The sequence below is a fragment of the Pseudanabaena sp. CCNP1317 genome, from assembly GCF_034931345.1.
GTDB classification, from domain to species: Bacteria; Cyanobacteriota; Cyanobacteriia; order Pseudanabaenales; family Pseudanabaenaceae; genus Pseudanabaena; species Pseudanabaena galeata.
Genome location: NZ_JAYGIF010000150.1, coordinates 1 through 18026, shown reverse-complemented (window position 1 = coordinate 18026; position 18026 = coordinate 1). Strand labels below are relative to the sequence as shown.

The following is an 18026-nucleotide window of genomic DNA, read 5'->3' as shown; positions in this document are numbered from 1 at the left end:
GATCATTATGGAAAAAATGATTCAGTCACCACAGGAAGAGGATTTCTACAAACTATTGACTGTAGCGGCGATTGAGTCTTCGTTACAGGGTTTGCTGGTTTTTGATGCGACTGAAAAGGACTTGCTTAGATTTGCCGATCGCTGGAAGCAAATACTCACGATCGCCTATCAATCTCCAGCACAGGCATTAACCCTAAATTCGGCAACGACAGAAGAAAATCTATGGGGACATTTTGGCGTAGGGTGGGCATTGCCCACAAAATTTACCGCAGAATCGCCCACAAAATCGCTCGATCGCCAAAGTTCTCAGATTATTTGGCAACCGAGTAAGCTAGTCGAGCATGGCAGTAATCCTTTGCTAGTGGTTATTCCCGATCTCACCCGTCTGAGTTTGTCGGCGATGCGGGCTTGCGTGAGTTTGTTGGATAGTGAATGGGCTAGTTTGCAACGGGACGGTATTGACCATACTTGGCAGCCGCGATTTTGGTGTATTGCAGGTTGTCAAAGCGATCGCCTTGGAGAATTGTCGCCGCACTTATTGGATCGCTTTGCCCTACGGTGCAAATCGCCTAATTTTAAATATTTTGATGAACTTAGCCCCCTAGAACGATTTGCAAATATCGATCGCCTTGAGACTAATTTAGAGGCTTTGTCGCCAACTGTTTTGCAATTAGCAGAGCGATCAAGGGAAGTAATTGCTAATCGATTTATGGCTACGATGACTGATGAGGCGATCGCTAGGATACAGGCATATTTCACCCAAAAAGTACCTTTAGGAATGCGGCGTTTGTTTGCCTTGTCAAGACTAGCAAGGGGTTTGGCGAGTTTAGAAAATGAAACAGAAGTTTCTCTTGTGATCGTCGATCGCGCTGCAAAAATACTAGGGCTTAGTCAGAATTTATCATTGCCAATCGCGCCAGTTGTTGTACCCATAGAACCGATTCCAGAGAAAACAAAAGTAAATCCCCAACCCGATCGACAAAATAGTGCTGATGTTGTCGAGGATGAGAAAATTCAGTCAGTCGTGAAGCCAGATGTAGAAACAATTTTTCCTGCGGTGGAACCTGAACCTGAAATTTTAGATAATCCGTACCTTGAAGATGATGCCCCTGCGATGCGAGAGCTAGAGCCGTTAAAAATCCCGATCTCTTCTGCGCGATCGCCTCGTTCTGGTTTTGGACATCCGATTGGGACGCAACCAGCCGCGACCTTAGAAGATATTTCGCTGTTTGGTACTATTTTCGAGGCGGCAAAGTTCCAAAACTATCGCCATAATTTACCGCGCTTTAAGAATGAGCCTCGCCATTTTCGGATTTGGTTATCGGATTTGCGGAGCTATCGCCGTATTCCTGTGCCGCAATATCAGCTTATTTGTGCGATCGATTTTACTTGTTTGCAAGATCGGCTCTGGCAAGATGCGCTTTTGCCACATTTGCGAGACTGGGCTTATGTGAATCGGGCGAGTATCAGTATTATTCGCATTGGTGCAAAGGGAGCGAGTGAGTCTCTGCGATCGCATTTGGTGCAGGCAAGAAATTTACTTTCGCTAGAGGTGTTTCAAGCTCTGGAGGGGGAAGCAGGGGCGGCGACTCCTCTGGCTCATGGGTTGGACTTGGCAGCAAGGACGGCTAGAGCGTCTTTGCAACATGGGCGCAATCAGGTGGTGCGGGTGCGCTTGGTGGTGCTGTCGGATGGACGCGGTAATATTCCTTTGCAAGCGAGTTTGGATGGGGTGCTAAATCATCGCGTTTCCTCTGAGGGGATTGAGGATGCTTTGAAAGCTGCTAAGGTTTTGGCAGAGATTCCCCGATTAGAGATCGTTCTGCTTGACCCGCAGCCGATGTTTTATGCCGCTAGGGTTGCTGATTTGGCTGAGGCAATGGGGGCAGTGGTGGAGAAAGTGGAAATTAAGGCTCCATCATTGCCAGAGATTGATACTAAAGAAGTCTTAGAACCGATTTCGCTAGGGGAGGGATGGGAATGATTGAAGATTTAAGGGATAAAGTTTTTTCACAGGCTTCCGATGCTGGTGTAGCTAAAAGAACCAGTGCGGAGTTGAGTCACATTGTTCGCAAAACTGATGAAGTGCTTTCGGTGCAGAGCATAGCAGCAGGAGAAGGTTCAGAAATTCGTGATAATACGCAGATTACCAATCTTCATCTTGCCGATCGCGATTTCTATTTTTTCATGGTGTTAAAGGATTTGGATGGTAGTCAAATTATCGAAGATGCTGATATTGAAGCAGGTAAGGTTTATTCTGTAAGTCTTTCAGTAAGTCTAAATCCTGCCGAAAAAACAAAACTCATGCAAAAACCTATAAAAATCAAAAAGCAGCTAGATCTTTCTTTTATGGGCAATGATTTTGAAATCTTAGATAATCGCATAATTTCTTTTCAAGTTGCTGATTATCAAACTTGGAGAGAGGAGTTCCAAATTAAGGTGAGACAAGGAAGTAAAGGGATAGGTTCTTTGCGATTAGATTTTAAAGAAGGTCAAGCTGATTTTATGCCCTATGCGTCACGGTTAGAGGTAAATGTTTGTTCTTTAGTTGATTCCATCACTCCGCCAAAAACTGTAAACCTGACTGCCAATATCTCCTGTGCTAGTAATGCAGCTATTCTTTACGTTATTCCTAATGGCGAAGCAGAATGGTTAATACAGGGAGTTTCACCTCACGAATCTCTAAACTGCTCGATTTCAGCACCCAGTATGCCTTTGGATTTATGGGATTTTGCAAGAAATTGTATTGATGACATTCTTAATTGGTTGCGCGGTGTAAAGTCTTATTTTAACGATCGCTTTAACTTGGCGATTGTTGATAGAACTAGCCAGCAGATTTCTTGGGAATCAATTCAATTAGACAGTAATGAATTTCTGGCGGAGAATGCTAAAGTGGTGCGCTGGGTTGAGCAAAAATCTTGGGGTAAGCCAATTTTGCTGGATTTGGAGCTATCAAGAACCTATCAAGGTCGATTGGTTCCTTACGAACATCCATTTGGGGCGAACTGCAATGATTTACACGATCGCCTCAATGATTGGCGCGAAGCTCTTCGCAAACACGATCGGCAACCTGTAGCGATCGCCCTATTGCATTGCGAACAGGAGCTAACCAAACATTTAAATCAAGTAAGATTTGATGACTTAGAAAAATGCTTGCAAGATCGTCCGTTGTTTTTATTTGTAAATTCTCCCCGTTCTGCTCAGTTACTATGGCAAGATAAACGTCCTTTTGGAATTGCAGCTAAAGCTTTGTCTCAAATAGCTTCTGGTTATTTGGGGACGATGGGAGAAGTCGAAGCAAAATTAGCTAAAGCGGTCAATAAGAAATTCATCGAATGTGCAAGCAGTGATAATGGCATTAGTCCTGCTCTCTTTTTGCAAGGGCTTCGTGCAAATTATAAGCGTTACTTTACTGGCAATGATTTGCAGAAGCGTCAAGCAGAGCAGATTTTTTCCTATGTTTATTATGGCAACCCTGATGATGTGGTGAAAATTACTGGAGGTGGTCAATCATGAGTACTGTTATTGCTTCTGAACTCACAGTTGAGCCGATCTTGCAATATCCACGTCTTGCGAAAATTGGGACTGCTTTTTTATTGACGGTAGATCTCAAACCTTTGCAGTATGGTGATACTTGGGCTTATCCCGATATCGAAGAAGTGCCAGTGCGATTCATTATTAATGCGGGTACGCTCTTTCGGGTGGAATTTTTGGGTGAGCCTGTGGCGATCGTGCATCGCTATGGTGGAACCTATAGCCCTGCGAGGTTTTTGCTGACTCCTGAGCCGAATAGTTTTGGTAAAAGTGGCAAGGTTCGGATTACGCTGACTAATCGATTTGGGATGCCCATGACGGTTTTGGAGACGGATGAAATAGAGGTACGGCAGGAGGTTAGCGCTGAGAACTTGATCACTCTTGCTACAAGAAAAGTGTCGCCGCCGCCTATTGAATGGCTAACGCATGAGTTTGATGAGATTTCCATCCAAATTCTTAAATTAGAAATGGAGCCAATCCCTACGGGAAGCTTTATGATGGGAGCGCCAAAAGCTGAGAAAGATAGTAATGATGATGAGCGTCCACAACATAAGGTTAGCGTTCCAGATTTTATGATAGGCATATATCCGATTACTCAGGCTCAATGGCGGTTTGTGGCAACGCTGCCAAAAGTTAAAACAGATCTTGAACCAGATCCATCTAACTTCAAAGGTGAAGATCGTCCAGTGGAGCGAGTATCGTGGCTGGATGCGATGGAATTTTGTCGGCGGCTATCAAAGCATACGAAGCGTGAATATAGGCTACCAAGTGAAGCAGAGTGGGAATATGCTTGTCGGGCGGGAACGACTACAGCTTATTCCTTCGGTGATAATGCTGCTGAGTTGGGTGAGTATGCTTGGTATGGTGAAAATTCTGATAGTCAAACCCATCCCGTCGGGCAAAAGCAGCCGAACGCCTTTGGTTTATACGATATGCATGGCAATGTGTGGGAATGGTGTGCTGATGATTGGCACGAAAGTTATAAAGGAGCGCCAAAAGATGGAAGTGTTTGGATAAAAGATAATAAGAATTATGAAGCGCCCGAAGCGAGCAAGCTGCTTCGCGGTGGTTCGTGGGACTTCTTTGCTCAGTATTGTCGGTCTGCGTCTCGCTTCAACTTCCTTGCGCGTGTTCAGTACGACAGCTTCGGTTTTCGGGTTGTGTGCGTTTTGCGGTGAGGACTCCCTTCTTTGTTCTTTGCCCTCAACCCTTTGCACTTCTTCATATTTCTTTACACTTCTTTGTTGGCATTTCGCCGTCAGGCGATCAAATTTTTTTTAGATTTTGAAAAAGGTAATCCAAATACCAAAGCGTGCCATAGTAAACGAGCCTATCCTTTTTAATAAGTCTTAGAACTTATGGAACATAGGTTGGGATTGGCTCAAAACTGCTTCGCGGTGGTTCGTGGAACAACAATGCTCAGAATTGTCGGTCTGCGTATCGCAACAACAACAATGCGCGTAATCAGAACAACAACATCGGTTTTCGGGTTGTGTGCGTTTTGCGGTGAGCACTCCTTGCGGTCAGAATTGATAAATGGGAATTTATCGAGCGTACACTAGGGAGTCCAGACCTGTTCCAGCGATATTGGTGACAATTTCCGAAGATAACCCTAGATAGGGCAGCTTGGTAGGGAAGCCGAAGAGTCGCTCTATCTTCCAAAAAGTATTCCTAAAAAAGGCGGCGCAGATAGAACTTCCTGCAATAGCTAAGGTTTAGGGCTGGCACGGGGGCACAGCCCCTACGGATCGTGAATTAATTATTACAGGTAGGGGCAATCCCCCCGTGGTTGCCCTGCTTGGCTAGCAGCAAGAGATTCCTCATCTGCGTCCGTAATATCTATTCCTAAGAAAAGCGGCGCTTTATGCGCCGCTTTTCTCTTTATAGTTTTGACCGATTTGTAAAAGAGCAATTACAAGTTAAAAACTATTTGCGATATGTCGATGACTTTGCATTGTTTCATAGCGATCGCGCTATTCTTGCTGATGCGAGATGTCAGGTTGAAGCCTATCTAGAAAGTATCTATTTGACGATTCACCCGATTAAAAGTCAATTGTTCGAGACAAAGTACGGGACAAATTTTGTGGGTTTTCGGGTGTTAAGCGATCGTTTGCGAGTGCGTAGTGAAAACCTTCGTAGAGGAAGGCGACGTTTGCGGGTACTAAAAAAAGCTTGCCAATCAGGAGCTATAGAACGCGATAAGCTTAATCTATCTATGCAAAGCTGGTTTGCCCATCTTGGTCATGCGCATAGTTGGCATCTACGCCAGAAAATTATTGCTAGCCTAAAAGAACAGTAGGGTGTGCATAGTTATTCTCAATCCGCTTAAACATAAAGTAACTGATTGGCAATTTCGTCAGCAGTCATTGAGTCGAGCAAAATCATGACCCGATTAACAATTTCATAAGGACTCTTTTGAGGAACTACGATAATTCCTGAATGGGTGAGATTGGCTTGCCCATACTGCAAATGTAAATCTTCGTAATCAACTCGGTTATGGGTCAAAATGCAACGTTCATTAGCAGCAGCATAGGCTAGTTGCTCTTGATCGGATTTACCTAACATATCGCTCTTTTGAACTGTGACGGCATCAATACCACGCGATCGCAGTAGTGTGGCGACCATGTTATTCATATCTTCGTCAAGATATAAGCTGGCGAATATTTTCACAGGTTTTGAATTGCTGCTTTTACGGCAGGATGAATTAAATGCTCTGGGACGCGATTGCGATCGATATATTCATTTATTTCTGCTTGATTATCCTGATAGAAGCTTAGAGCGTCGAATACTTGTGCCAATGTTAGCTGTGGCAAGCAGTTAGGGATTTCTTCAGGAGATGTGCCTAATCTCCATAAGCCCACGATCGCTCTGACAGAGGTATTTGTACCAATGATGATTGGTTCGCCTGTGGATTTGCGAGTTACATAGCGAGATGTGGTAGTCGATCTTTGAGGTATAGCGAGTGTCATAGCTATCTTTATACTTAGCTTTTAAACAATCCTATCATTTACAATCTAGAACTAATCGCGATCGCCAATCCTAGTAAAATAATCAAATACCCCCTTTTACCTTTTACCTTGACACATGAGCGTAGTTCAAGCTATCCCAATCTATGCACGTCAACGCAAGACGGCTAGATATTTTATCGAAACTCTACCGTACAATGTTCCATTAGAAATGGTAGAGATTCCTGCGGGTAAGTTTATGATGGGGGCTTCGGATCATGAGCAAGATTTAAATAGTGTTACAAATTCGCGTCCGCAGCATGAAGTAACTCTGCATACTTTTTGTATGGGTAAATATCCGATTACACAAGAACAATGGAGAGTTGTGGCAACACTGCCTCAAATTAATCAAGAACTAAATCCAGATCCATCTAACTTTAAAGGTGATAAACGTCCAGTAGAAACTGTATCGTGGCTAGATGCGATGGAGTTTTGTAGAAGGTTATCAAAGCATACAAAGCGAGAATATAGACTACCGAGCGAGTCAGAATGGGAATATGCTTGTCGGGCGGGAACGACTACGCCGTTTCATTTTGGCGAGACGATTACAACCGATTATGTCAACTACGATGGGAACCATCCCTACGGTGATGCTCCGAAAGGGGAATATCGAAAAGAGACAACAGATGTTGGCAGCTTTAAAGCTGCCAACGCCTTTGGTTTATATGATATGCACGGGAATGTATGGGAATGGTGCGCTGATGATTGGCATGATAGTTATGAAGGAGCGCCGAAAGAAGCACGGATTTGGATAAAAGATATTAAGAATTATGAAGACCCCGAAACTTTAAAGCTGCTGCGTGGTGGTTCGTGGTACGACAATGCTAGGTATTGTCGGTCTGCGTGTCGTAGCGACATTTATGCGCGTGGTCAGCGCGACGGCTACGGTTTTCGGGTTGTCTGCTCTTTTTCTTTGCGGTGATGACTCCCTTCTTTGTTCTTTTGCCTCAACCCTTTGCACTTCTTCGCATTTATCTGCCCTTCTTTGATTAGCCCTTCGCAGTCAGGCGATCGAATTTTTTTTAGATTCTAAAAAAGCGATCGAGCTTTCGACAATTTCTAGATTTTCCGAGCGATTGCTTTTAGGCAATGATTTCACTCAAGAGAACGTTTAAAAGTTTATTAGTAACTGATGTTACGTGGAAGGCTGAGATTTGGGCTTGGAGACCAAGCCCCTACTTTTACAAATATGTAGGGATTTGGTCTCCAAATCCTCTTTTAAGATGACATAAAAACATTAGGACGATCTTTGTTCTACGTAACATCAGTTAGTAATGACACTCAGTACAACAATTTATCCATACATTACAGCTAACAAATCGATCTTAGGAGGAGTACTAATTATTGAAGGTACTCGTATCTCTGTTCGAGCGATCGCAGGATATTCCCAAATGGGGATGAGCGTTGATGAAATTTTGGCAACTCTTAGCCATTTGCGACCCTCACAGGTATAGCGTCAAATGAGCGTGGTACGAGCGTCACATTCGTAAAACCAGCCAAAGAAGTCAGATTCGGAAACAGAATTGAAAGCGAGAGTGATCGCCGCATGAAGCTGCTCAGTGGTTCTCGGAACAACCGAACGCAGAATGGATTTGACTTTTGACCAAAACATCTCAAATGGCTATATCGAACTCACGTTATTCTTAACGTCAGTTCGACGGAAGCGAAAAATGGTAAGAATCGCTAAGCGATTCTTACCATTTTTCGCCATTTGCGGCGTGCTTCGCACGCCGCAAATGGTTATATCGAACTCACGTTATTCTTAGATAAGTAGCTAGGCATAAGTAAACTAAAACCCTGCCCCGCCCGCGTAGCGGGCGGAGCGGCTTTCTAGGGTTTAATTATGGTGAGCTACTTAGCTAGATCTCCTATCCTCAGAACTTTGCCAGATTCTGTTAAGGGAATGCGTGTATTTAGCGCCAGACGATAGAAATGATTGAAACGCGATCGCTCTACATTCATCGGTAAAGTTGCTTCTCGTTGACGAGTGAAAATTCTTTGAAATTCAGGATAAACTTCACCAGTCAAGGGATCGCGAGTAGGGACTGGACAACGTTGACAGGGATTTGTCCCAAAAAACTGAACATCTCCAATTTTAAATGGAACTGTTTCACCAGCTTTCCCAAATAAATGATCTTCCCAAAATGCCTCGGTATCAGCTATTTCTAAGTTGGTACGGAAGCGATCGCGAATTTGCTCAATGCTAATTGGAGGACTTACATACCAACTCTGCACAGTAGCAAGAGTTGATTCAGATATTACAGTTGCACCCCACGCTTCAGGATCATCGGGAAACCCATTAATGTTATTTTGTCGAATTTCTACAGGCTGCTCAAAAAATGCACTTAGCCAATCAGTAAGCGCAGTTTGATCGCGATCTAAGTGGAAAGTGAATAGCTCTAGTTGCTCTTGGATTTGGAGATGTACTAGCCGATCGCCTAATTCGTACCTAGCCCTAATTAAATGAATTTTGGGATAGCGCTTGGCATTGATATATTTTCCGCTTTTATCAAACATCGCAAATTCGCGATCGCCTTTTAATGCCCCACCTTGAGATATCTCGACTTTATTTAAAGCGATCGGATCTAGCGATTTGATTGGAAAAATTAGGATTTTACTTAGCTTTGCCATAGTAGCGATGATTTTAGGAAATGTGATTATGAAACACGAAATGTGCGTTTCATAATCTTCAATACTATATTTTTCTCAGTCTACGCAGATCGATTTTGGCGCGGAGTTCATCTTTGATTCTGGCTAGGATTGAGTCTTCATCAATGGTGTCTAAGATCCGTTTAACCACTGCTTTGGGACCATCCGCGCCCCATGATGCACCATTGGCAAGATATTCCTTGGTGACTAGCCCTAGGGCATAGGTCGAGAAACCTGCCACACCTGCTTGGGCGATCGCAATTGATACGTAACCACCCAAAGTTAAACCACCCGTTGCAGGCGCGGCTATACCCAGCAAGCCCTTGAGAGAGCTTAAACCAAAGTTGGCTAAAAATTCACTGGCGCTGATGCCACCCATACCGATCGCAATTTTTTGCATCAGTGAAATTGCGCCGCGATTACTCATATTTATGCCATACAGCTTCGATAGTGCCACGATCATCGACACATCGATAATCGCAGTGCTGATCACATCAATGACAGTGAAGGGATTAACCGCGATCGCCACGGCTTGGGTGATCACACAATTCCAAATAATGCGATTAGCTTGGCGATCGCGCACAAACATTTTGCGTTGTACAACTCTCTCCTGCACCATATCCGCAAACATCATCGTATTTAGCGCAATCAGAGATTTACCTTCGCGATCGAGTACTTCCAGAATTTTTAGCTTTAAATCTTCAATTTGGGGCTTGCCATTGACTAGCTCGGCTTCAAAGGAGCCATCGGGCTGACGGATCGCTTTTGCCACAAGCGGCGAAGCCGCCGTCATCACAATTTCATCTTCAGTTAATAACTCTCTTACTCGCTCATCACGGATTTTGGCATAAATAGCCAGCCGATCTTCAGGGGGGTATTGGTCAATTTTGTTGAAAACTAGCAGGATCGGTTTACTAGCGCCCCTAAGTTCGGAAAGGGCATCATACTCAACCTTAGTAATGTCACCTGCAACGACAAATAAAATTAAATCCGCTTGTTGGGCAATCCGTTTGGCTAGTTCTGCTCGACCTTCCCCATCCACCTCATCAATCCCAGGCGTATCAATTAATTCGATTCTTGCCTCACCCCGTCCTTGAAATGAAGCCTTCAGAATGGTGCGATCGCCGTTAGTTTGCATCGCCTCTCGCGATATTTGCCACTCGGCGGCTTGCCGACTGGTAGTTACACCATGTAAGGGGCCAGTCTCGAAAACTTGCCCACCCATCAGCGCATTGAGTACCGACGATTTGCCCCGTCCCACCATGCCAAAGACTGCTATTTGGAGAACTTGACGCTCTAACTTGTCTAACATTTGCTGAAGCTCTTCGAGTGGCTCCTCTAGTCCACGTCGCTCTCGTTCTGACAAGTCCAGATTTGCCACAATATCTCGCAATGTGCGCTGTGCTTGGCGATAATTTAGCTCCTCAAAAATTTCATCAAAACTGAGAAAGTTTTCATCTTGTGGCATAACATCGCTAGGCATAACTATTTAACAGGAACTATACTTATGATATTCGAGTCTTAGAGGGTAACAATTTCCTCACAAAACTGGTCTGAAACTGGTATAAAAAGGTTGTCTTTTTAAGTGAGATATTGTTAAAGTTGCCAGAAAGTTATTTTCAGACAATCATTATCTTTGACTTTTAGCTTTTCAAAGCTCATGCAACTCAGTTGTTTTTGCAGACCAAATTCCAAATAAACCTAAATAGTATTGTAGCTAGGAGAAATATGTCCGTATTCAAGTCGTTGGTTAGTCTAGCAGCCACCGCAGGTGTCGCAGGGGCGATCGCTGTTAGTCCCATATTTACTCTCAAAGCTGAAGCCCTCACCGAAGCCCAAGTTTTGGAGAGATTGGGCAGTATTCCTGTTTTTACGATTACCGATGATAAAGGCTCACCTCTGTTAGGTGCAGTTCCTCAGCAACCAAATGCTAAGCCTGATGACAGCCAGCTTTTGTTCTTCTTCCTTGGCCCTGACGAAGCCCAAATGATGCTCAGTCAAGTCCAAAAATCGAATCCTGCGATTGGCAAAAAGGCTCAGATCATTGTGCGATCGATGAATGATGCCTACAAAGTGATTCGTGAAAATAAAGATAAAAAGGTCGTTTTCCAGTTTATTCCTTCTAAGGCAAGTATTGACTCAGCAAGGACTATTCTGACCGCGCAAGGTGTAGCGGCTGACAAAATTCCGAATGTGCCTGTTTTCTTTGCGATCGGTGGTCAAGCCAATAACCAAGGTTTGCTAACCATGAGCATCGATCAAAATGGCAAGAAAGAGCAAGTTGTGCCTTTCTTTTTGGATAAAACTGACCTCCAAAACCTGCTCGATCGCGCCAGTAAGGATCAACCCGATGTAGCTAAGGCAACTAAGATCCAAGTTGCTTCACTGTTCCAAGTCTTAGACTCGATGGTGTCCAAGGACAATAAGCCCAACCCCGAAGTTGAACGCTTCCAGTTTGTGCCATCGCGTACTTCTTTTGAGTATATTCTCAAAAACACTAGGCAATCAGCTACGCCTCAGCTAACGCCTCAAGCAACTCCAGCTAGGAAATAAAAAAAGGGCGCGTCGCGCCCTTTTTTATTTCCAAAAAATAGGAGCGCATCGGCGCTCCTATTTTTTTACCAGTCCCAATCAGAATCTTGATTGTTGCGCCCACGACTATTTCCATAGCCAGTATCACGAGAATCGCGATCGCCATAGTTACGACTTGAATAGTCTCTCGAACCATAGTCACGATTGTCACGTTCTTTAGGAGCGTAATCTCGCCCCATATCTCTGGGATTGTCTCGTGGGGACTCACGGACATAATCACGATTATTTTGACTTTCGCGGCTGTTATCTCGATTCATATCGCGATTCATATCACGATTCATATAGGCTGAGGGAGCCGCAGGTTTCGCTTCAGGTGCGCCGCCAAAAGCAATTAAAAGTGGGAATCTTAGCAAATCAACAGCGATCAGTTCTTCGGACTCGTCAATAACTACTAAAGGGCTTAGTCCTTCTTTGACAAGGCGATCGCCTTTAGTCGCTAAAGGTTCAGGATCTTCAAATAGAGCAATACCTTTGTCAGAGCCAAAATGCTCTCTGGTCAAGCCTAGGCAATCTTGAAAACCACGTCGCCATTCGCCGAGGCGTTCGGGGGAAGTCGCAAGGACTAGTACCCGCAATTTTTCACCATAAACAGCCTTTAATATAGAGATGGCGGCCGAGGTGACCAGAATATTTTGTAAGCGCGTTCCCATCGTGCGGATTGCGCCACGTCCAGACTGCTCAAAAAACCACTTAGAAACGCGATCGGCATGAACTTGCTCGAAGGTGCGTCTGAGTTTCCATGCTGGCCCGTAGTAATCAGGCAGGGTGCGATAACGATCTAAAAGCTGATCAACCCGTTGTTTATACTCTGCAAAAGTTTGCTCAGATAGTCGTAACGGTTCAGTTTCTTTGGATGGTTGCTTTTCTTTAGGTAGGATTGTTTCCGCTACAGGCTGAGCAGAAGGGGCAACAAGGTTCAATTTTTCAGCACTCGCTACCAAATCTTGCAAGCTACCAACCAGATAGTCTTTAAATCCTTGCACACGGATCGCGATATCTTGGGATGTACCCGCATAGGTACTAGTCATTTCTTTGTCAAGACGTTCTTTGCGCTTTTCAAGGACAGCGATCGCCGCTTGTAGTTCTTGCTTTTGATATTCGAGTCGAGCAACATCAGCTTGAGCTAAGCGAATAATGCCTGCCTGCAAATCGTCTAACTGGTCTTGTAAAACTTTAGACTTCGTAGTCTTAAGGCGATCTAACTCTGCTTTAAGTTCAGACTCTTCTTGCTTTAGTTGATTAATGATTGTTAATATTTCTGAGGTATCTAAACTTTCTTGTGGCTGAGTTTCTGGTTCAAGTTCTGCACTAGCTGCCGCGATCAACACCTCAGTCTGCATATCCTTTCCTTCAACAACTTGGTCTTGCTCAAGGTTTTTGTCGGTCGTAGCTGGTTCTATCTTAATATTTTCATCTACAGACTCATCGATAAATTCATCGACCTCATTGACTGCGCCACTAGCTAACACCGCGATCGCTTCAGTGGACTCTCCTTGGTGGGATGGATCTAAATTTTCTTGTAAACTTTCCTGTAAATTTTCTTCTACAGACAACTGATCGGACTCCATAAAGTTCTCATCGCATCGTGCTTACCTATTTTATACCAGTTTTTAATATAGCAATCCTAAATAGGTTGTGAGAGTGCGCCCAAAAGGGGCGCACTCTCACAACACTCAAAATCTTACAACTCATTTAGGAGTGCTATATAGCGAATAGCTATGGGCTAATGAAAACATATTACCAAGTTTTACTATCTCAGTTTTGACATCCCACTTTAATAAATAATTGTAAGATCTTAGACTTTCATCAACGACTCTATTTTCCTCGTGTTAATCTACCCCTACAGCAGTTTTTATCTTGTTTATGACAAGGTGCAAAAACTTAACCCTTATTGTGATTATTTTTTGTTTTGCAAATGAGTAAGTACCTGTGCAAAATAAATTACCAAAACCTGTAAAGTTGTACCCCTTCGGGGCGCAACTTTACGGATTTTGGTTTTTGATTAATTATGCCTAGCTACTTTTGCAATTTGTAAAACGCTATAGCAGAAAGGGTAAATGCTATATGATTAATAGTTGATTTGTTAAATCTTCTATGTCTAATGAATAAAAGTAATATTACTATTCTTGTTGTTGACGATACTCGATATAACTTGCAAATTCTATCAATCATGCTAGCGAACCAAGGCTATTCGGTTTTGGAAGCTACAAATGGAATTGATGCAATCGAGCTTGCTTACAAAAGGATACCAAACTTGATTTTATTAGATATTAAGATGCCTGAAATGGATGGATATCAAGTTTGCAGTAATCTAAAAAACAATCCCACTACGCAGCAAATACCAATTATTTTTATTAGTGCCATAGAAAATGTAGAAGAGAAAGTAGAAGCATTTGCTATTGGTGGCATTGATTTTATTAATAAACCATTTCATTTAATTGAAGTTTTAGCAAGGGTAGAAACTCATTTACGAGTAAGCTCATTACAAGCACAACTTTTAGAACAAACTAAACTTCTAGAAACTCAAAACATTAGTTTACAAAAAGAGATTTCTACGTTAACAGGATTTAATTGGGATTTATACTCAGAGGTCAAAGAATCGATTGACTGTCACGCTTTGAGATTATTTTATCAGCCAATTGTTAATTTTAAGACTGATTTGATCACTGGTTTTGAGGCGTTACTTCGCTGGCAACATCCAGAGCGAGGTTTACTTTCTCCGATTCATTTTATTGATCTTATCGAAAAAACAGATTTAATCTATCCAGTGGGTCGGTGGGTGCTGAGTAAAGCTTGTCAGCAATTACAAATTTGGCAGCAATCTTTACCTAATTATACTAATTTGACAATGAGTGTAAATGTATCGACAAAACAACTGACAGAGTTTAATTTAGTGGAATATATCCGTGAGATTTTAAATAAATATCAGATCAGTCCCCATTGTCTCAAGCTAGAAATAACTGAGAGTACAGTCATGGGCGATCGCGATCGCACTTTACAAATTCTTCATCAGTTAAAGGATTTAGGAATTCAGTTTTGTATTGATGATTTCGGTACAGGCTATTCATCACTGAGGCGACTAACTGATTTTCCGATTGATATTCTCAAAATAGATCGTTCTTTTATTAACAATGAAGAATGGATAATTGTCAAAGCAATTGGGACATTAGCCTTTACATTAGGAAAAAGTGTTGTGGTTGAAGGTGTCGAAACACCTGTGCAATTAACAATGTTAAAAACTTTATTTGATTCTTCTCTAGACGAATGCTACGGTCAAGGATATTTATTCTCAGAGCCGCTCGAACCTGACCCAGCTTCTAAGCTTCTCGCAAGTAATACAACATTTAGAAGCACAATAAGCAGTTAGTGATGTTTTGTTTCTCCGCCGAAGGCAGAGAAACAAAACATCACTAATTGCTTGCTTGAAAAGCGTTATATTGCTATAAATCATCAATTTGGAAATTTTCAAGGGCGATCGCTACATGCGTCCAATGGGTTCCTCCTTGAAGAAATACTGTGTAAGGCTCACGTAAGGGGCCATCTGCGGAAAGCTCCAAGGTACTGCCATCGATGAAAGTTCCGCCTGCCATAACTAGCTGACTGACATAACCAGGCATTTCCCCAGGGATGGGATCGACATAGGAATCAATCGGTGAGAATCGCTGAAGATTGCGACAAAATTCAATTAATGTTTGGGGATTTCCAAGTTGAATCGCTTGAATGATGTCCCGACGAGGCTCAAAGGGAAGTGGCTTGACTTTGTAACCCAGTTGATCAAACACATAGGCGGCGAGATGACTGCTTTTCATTGCTTCTCCAACCATTTGCGGTGCAAGGAATAGCCCTTGAAAAAGCAATCGATTGAGATCAAAAGTTGCGCCGCCTTCACGCCCAATGCCGGGGGCGGTGAGCCTTTGGGCTGCTAGTTCCACATACTCAGCTTTACCTGCAATATAGCCGCCTGCGGTAGCGATCGTGCCACCAGGATTTTTGATTAGAGAGCCTGCGATAATATCGGCTCCAACAGCCGTTGGTTCGCGATCGCTAATAAATTCACCATAGCAGTTATCGACAAAACAGACAGTATTTGGGTTTTGTTGTTTAACTAATTTGATAATTTTTTCAATGTCTTCAATGGAAAGACTTTGCCGCCATGCATAGCCACAAGAGCGCTGAATCAAAACCATACGAGTCTGAGGTTTGACCGCTTTTGCTAGAGCTTCCCAATTTACATTTCCTTCGGGTGTAAGTTCCACTTGGCGATAGGTGATGCCAAAATCTTTGAGTGAACCTGCATAGGCTGTTCCTTGACTATCGGAGGTGAGGGGATAACCAATCACTTCTTCGAGCGTGTCATATGGCGCACCCACAACCGATAGTAGTTCATCTAAAGGGCGCAAAATCCCAAATAAACAACAGGCGATCGCATGGGTTCCTGAAACAAACTGCACGCGTACCGCAGCAGATTCTGCACCCATTACTTGCGCGAAAACCTCATCCAAAACATCGCGCCCCATATCTCCATGTCCATAGCCTGACACACTTGCAAAGTGATGCGCTCCCACACGGCGATCGCGAAAAGCTTGTAAAACCCGTTCGAGATTGTTTTTTACATGGAGATCGATTTGGGTAAAAGTTGGTGCAAGAGCTGTAACAGCTTCTGCGACCAGCAACTTCATTTTGTCAGAGGTCATTGATTTCAGGTTTCTTTGGCGGTTTATGATCCTACGCGAAGATGAATGATTTTGTCTAGCAAACCTAGAAACTAAGAAACTATTTAAGAATTGTCTAGATCCCCCCCAGCCCCCCTTAAAAAGGGGGGAGAATTTAATTCTTCCCCTTTTTTAAGGGTGATTGAGGGGGATCTCTTAGAGTTTTTGACCACAGAAAGTAATTCTTAAATAGTCTCTAAAAGCAATTCTCATTATACAAATCGGCTTTTAAAAAACCGATTTGGGTATTTCCAGCGCCTTCGGCGCTGGAAATACCCAAATCGGTTTCATAATGAGAATTGCTGAGAAACTAAAATAAAGGCGAAAAACGCTGCTTTTGCTTTCTGGGCTTGAATTTGTTCTAGTATCATATGAAGTAAGAGATGAGTGTTCCTAAAATAAGGAAGAAGTACCAATCTCTTAGCTTCACTATAGATATTAATATTTTTGGTAGTGATTCAGCGCTTAGGATGGACGGCGCAAAGTGTTGTCCATCCTAAGCTTAAAATCCTGCCATCTTTAGCAACATCATATTTTTAAAATTTTTGAGGAAAAAACCTTGCCTACGCTCGGAGTAAACATCGACCATATTGCTACTATTCGCCAAGCTCGTCGAGGGGCTGAACCTGATCCTGTGGCTGCGGCCGTAATTGCTGAGCTAGCAGGTGCTGATGGCATCACTGTACATTTGCGAGAAGACCGTCGCCACATCCAAGAGCGAGATGTGCGTCTGCTGCGGCAAACTATACGGACTCGCCTAAATTTAGAGATGGCGGCTACTCCCGAAATGGTTGCGATCGCTCTTGATGTGAAGCCCGACTATATTACGCTCGTACCTGAACGTCGCGAAGAAATTACAACTGAGGGCGGATTAAACGTGAAAGCGCAATGCGATCGCTTAGGTAAATTCGTCCATCAATTGCAAGGCGCAGGTATCCCTGTTAGCTTGTTTGTCGATGCGGAAACAGAACAAATTCAAGCTTCTGCAAGAACTGGCGCAAATTTAGTAGAGCTGCATACAGGTACTTATGCCAATGCTAAAAATGAAGCAGAACTTCAACGGGAGTTAGAAGTATTAACTAAAGGTGGAGCATTAGCGATCGAGCTAGGACTGAGGCTCAACTCAGGGCATGGTCTAACCTATTGGAACACCCGTGCGGTTGCTCAAATTGCTGGAATGGAGGAATTAAATATTGGACATAGCATCATCAGTCGGGCTGTATTAGTTGGCTTAGAAAGAGCAATTCGTGAAATGAAAGCATTAATAAACTCATAAAAGAGGGGGCGCAAAGCGCCCCTTCTTTTATGATCACTGATATTACGTGGAACTCAGATGATGAATCTTTTGCTGCTAGCACGACAGGGCAACCACGGGGGGATTGCCCCTACCCCAATAATTTAGATTTTTGTAGATACTGTCTTGAGTACCAAAAAGTCAAGAGGGAATTTGGACAAAATTTGGGTCGAAAGAACGCTGAGACTTGAGAACACCAAAGACCTGTCGCAATAGCTTGTGCATGACCGCACCAATGAC

General features: G+C 43.3%; 17 protein-coding genes. 10 read left to right on the top strand and 7 right to left on the bottom strand.

What is annotated here, in order from left to right:
* The first annotated feature begins 7 nt into the window (after positions 1-7).
* From VB775_RS23000 to VB775_RS22985, 5 genes are all read left to right on the top strand, one after another.
* Positions 8-1984, top strand: a complete 1977-nt coding sequence (locus VB775_RS23000) for a hypothetical protein (RefSeq protein ID WP_281008675.1) — start codon at positions 8-10, stop codon at positions 1982-1984.
* The gene (locus tag VB775_RS22995; protein ID WP_281008674.1) at positions 1981-3516 is read left to right on the top strand and encodes a hypothetical protein; all 1536 of its coding nucleotides are present in this window, start codon (positions 1981-1983) and stop codon (positions 3514-3516) included. The genes VB775_RS23000 and VB775_RS22995 overlap by 4 nt, the downstream gene beginning before the upstream one ends.
* Positions 3513-4712 carry a formylglycine-generating enzyme family protein gene (locus tag VB775_RS22990; protein ID WP_281008673.1) on the top strand — a complete coding sequence of 400 codons (1200 nt, stop codon included), beginning with the start codon at positions 3513-3515 and terminating at the stop codon, positions 4710-4712. Before VB775_RS22995 ends, VB775_RS22990 begins: the two co-directional genes overlap by 4 nt.
* Before the next feature lie 197 nt (positions 4713-4909).
* Positions 4910-5044, top strand: coding sequence for an SUMF1/EgtB/PvdO family nonheme iron enzyme (locus tag VB775_RS26620; protein WP_407072975.1), 135 nt, complete (start codon positions 4910-4912; stop codon positions 5042-5044).
* A gap of 354 nt (positions 5045-5398) precedes the next feature.
* Positions 5399-5833, top strand: a complete 435-nt coding sequence (locus VB775_RS22985) for an RNA-directed DNA polymerase (RefSeq protein WP_281008672.1) — start codon at positions 5399-5401, stop codon at positions 5831-5833.
* 26 nt (positions 5834-5859) lie between these two features.
* On the opposite strand, the gene VB775_RS22980 is transcribed toward VB775_RS22985, so the two are convergent.
* Together VB775_RS22980 and VB775_RS22975 are read right to left on the bottom strand one after the other, a co-directional pair.
* Positions 5860-6204 carry a DUF5615 family PIN-like protein gene (locus tag VB775_RS22980; protein WP_281008671.1) on the bottom strand — a complete coding sequence of 115 codons (345 nt, stop codon included), beginning with the start codon at positions 6202-6204 and terminating at the stop codon, positions 5860-5862.
* Positions 6201-6503: a DUF433 domain-containing protein gene (locus VB775_RS22975; protein WP_281008670.1), complete on the bottom strand. Its 303-nt coding sequence runs from the start codon at positions 6501-6503 to the stop codon at positions 6201-6203. The genes VB775_RS22980 and VB775_RS22975 overlap by 4 nt, the downstream gene beginning before the upstream one ends.
* Before the next feature lie 115 nt (positions 6504-6618).
* Here VB775_RS22975 and VB775_RS22970 point away from each other — a divergent pair, with 115 nt between their 5' ends.
* Positions 6619-7461: a formylglycine-generating enzyme family protein gene (locus VB775_RS22970; protein WP_281008669.1), complete on the top strand. Its 843-nt coding sequence runs from the start codon at positions 6619-6621 to the stop codon at positions 7459-7461.
* Positions 7462-7813: 352 nt separating this feature from the next.
* Entirely contained in the window at positions 7814-7993 is a 180-nt protein-coding gene (locus tag VB775_RS22965; protein ID WP_281008668.1) for a DUF433 domain-containing protein, read from the top strand.
* A gap of 2 nt (positions 7994-7995) precedes the next feature.
* Here VB775_RS22965 and VB775_RS22960 read toward each other — a convergent pair whose 3' ends face one another.
* The 3 genes from VB775_RS22960 to VB775_RS22950 all read right to left on the bottom strand — a co-directional run bounded on the left by VB775_RS22960 (position 7996) and on the right by VB775_RS22950 (position 10671).
* Positions 7996-8151 carry a hypothetical protein gene (locus VB775_RS22960; RefSeq protein ID WP_281008667.1) on the bottom strand — a complete coding sequence of 52 codons (156 nt, stop codon included), beginning with the start codon at positions 8149-8151 and terminating at the stop codon, positions 7996-7998.
* A gap of 239 nt (positions 8152-8390) precedes the next feature.
* A complete protein-coding gene (locus VB775_RS22955) occupies positions 8391-9170 on the bottom strand; it encodes an MOSC domain-containing protein (protein ID WP_281008666.1) in 780 nt (259 codons plus the stop codon).
* 64 nt (positions 9171-9234) lie between these two features.
* Positions 9235-10671: a GTP-binding protein gene (locus tag VB775_RS22950; protein WP_281008665.1), complete on the bottom strand. Its 1437-nt coding sequence runs from the start codon at positions 10669-10671 to the stop codon at positions 9235-9237.
* 245 nt (positions 10672-10916) lie between these two features.
* On the opposite strand from VB775_RS22950, the gene VB775_RS22945 reads away from it, so the two are divergent.
* Entirely contained in the window at positions 10917-11741 is an 825-nt protein-coding gene (locus VB775_RS22945) for a Tic22 family protein (RefSeq protein WP_281008664.1), read from the top strand.
* 65 nt (positions 11742-11806) lie between these two features.
* Here the strand turns inward: VB775_RS22945 and VB775_RS22940 are convergent, their stop codons facing one another.
* Positions 11807-13348 carry a DUF3086 domain-containing protein gene (locus tag VB775_RS22940; RefSeq protein WP_281008663.1) on the bottom strand — a complete coding sequence of 514 codons (1542 nt, stop codon included), beginning with the start codon at positions 13346-13348 and terminating at the stop codon, positions 11807-11809.
* A 533-nt stretch (positions 13349-13881) separates the two neighbouring features.
* Between VB775_RS22940 and VB775_RS22935 the strand changes: the two genes are divergently transcribed.
* On the top strand, positions 13882-15147 hold the full coding sequence (locus VB775_RS22935) for an EAL domain-containing protein (protein ID WP_281008662.1): 1266 nt from the start codon (positions 13882-13884) through the stop codon (positions 15145-15147).
* A gap of 73 nt (positions 15148-15220) precedes the next feature.
* On the opposite strand, the gene VB775_RS22930 is transcribed toward VB775_RS22935, so the two are convergent.
* Positions 15221-16474, bottom strand: coding sequence for an aminotransferase class I/II-fold pyridoxal phosphate-dependent enzyme (locus tag VB775_RS22930; RefSeq protein WP_281008661.1), 1254 nt, complete (start codon positions 16472-16474; stop codon positions 15221-15223).
* A gap of 577 nt (positions 16475-17051) precedes the next feature.
* Between VB775_RS22930 and VB775_RS22925 the strand changes: the two genes are divergently transcribed.
* Positions 17052-17768: a pyridoxine 5'-phosphate synthase gene (locus VB775_RS22925; protein ID WP_281008660.1), complete on the top strand. Its 717-nt coding sequence runs from the start codon at positions 17052-17054 to the stop codon at positions 17766-17768.
* Positions 17769-18026: the final 258 nt, after the last annotated feature.